The following is a 1,299-nucleotide window of genomic DNA, read 5'->3' as shown; positions in this document are numbered from 1 at the left end:
ACCCGGGCTGGTCCCCGGCTTCGTGGGCGGCATGATCGCCTCCACCATCAACGCGGGCTTCCTCGGCGGCCTGGTCGCCGGTCTGCTCGCCGGTGCCGGACCGTACAGTGGTCCGCGTGAGCCCCTCCTCCCCCTCTGCCCGGCCCGGCGTGACCCCCGACGGCGCGGCCCCCGACACCGGTGCCCTGCCCACCGTCTCCCCCGCCCCGGCCGACGACCCGCGCGGGTTGGCCCTCGGCTTCACCGCCTACTTGGTGTGGGGCCTGCTGCCGCTCTACATGGCGGTGCTCGCGCCCGCCGGAGCCCTGGAGATCGTGGTGGTGCGCATCGGCTTCGCCCTGATCTTCTGCCTCGTGTTGCTCGGCCTCATGCGCCGCCTGGGCGAGCTGGGGACGGCGCTGGCCACGCCCGGCCGCTGGGGCGCCACCGCGCTGGCCGCCGGGTTCATCGCGGTGAACTGGCTGCTCTACGCCGTGTCCGTGACCACCGGCAACGTGCTGCAGGCCTCGCTCGGCTACTTCATGAACCCGCTGGTGAACGTCCTGCTGGGCGTGCTCTTCCTCGGGGAGCGGCTGCGGCGGGGCCAGTGGGTGGCCGTCGGGATCGCGGTGGCCGCCGTCGTCGTGATGTCCGCGGCGATGGGGCAGGTGCCGTGGATCGCGCTCGGGCTGGCCACCTCGTTCGGGCTCTACGGCTTCGTGAAGAAGCGCTTCCCCTCCCCCGTGCACGCGGTGACCGCGATGACCGCCGAGACCGTGGTGCTGATCCCCGTGTTCGTGGTGGGCAGCGTGCTGCTGGCGCAGGCCGGGCTGCTCACCACGGTCACCGAGGGGCCCGCCCACTTCTGGCTCATGGCCGGGCTCGGCGTGGTCACCGCCGTTCCGCTCATCCTGTTCTCGGCGGCGGCCCGCTCCCTGACGCTGACCACGCTCGGGATGCTGCAGTACACGGCGCCCATCCTGCAGTTCCTCGTGGCGGTCACGGTCCTCGGCGAGCAGATGCCCGCGGCCCGCTGGGCGGGCTTCGGGCTCATCTGGCTGTCCCTGGCGGTGTTCACCGTGGACCAGCTGAACGCCTCGCGCCTGCACCGCCGGGCGGTCCGGGCCGGGGACGGCGCTCGGGCCTAGACTGGCCGCATGCCCGCCAAGCCCCCCGCTCCCGTGTACCTCCCGGCCTTCCAGCGGCTCGTCCCGGACCTGCTGGGCGACGCCTGGGCCGAGGACGACGGCCTTGCCCCCGCCGACGTCGACGCCCGGCTGGCCCAGTCCCCCGCGGCGGAGCAGCTCGGCGCCGGGCTCA

The 1,299-nt window shown here is 74.1% G+C and carries 1 protein-coding gene; it reads left to right on the top strand.

Features of this window, described 5'->3' with window-relative positions; translation table 11 throughout:
• Nucleotides 1-116 precede the first annotated feature (116 nt).
• Nucleotides 117-1,127: an EamA family transporter RarD gene (rarD, locus tag AB0N07_RS51250; protein WP_365847894.1), complete on the top strand. Its 1,011-nt coding sequence runs from the start codon at nt 117-119 to the stop codon at nt 1,125-1,127.
• The last annotated feature ends 172 nt before the right edge of the window (nt 1,128-1,299 follow it).

Origin of the sequence: Streptomyces sp. NPDC051172, assembly GCF_040682555.1 — a bacterium.
Lineage (GTDB): Bacteria > Actinomycetota > Actinomycetes > Streptomycetales > Streptomycetaceae > Streptomyces.
Note: the sequence above shows the minus strand (reverse complement) of the source record. Positions and strands in the feature narration are given on the sequence as shown.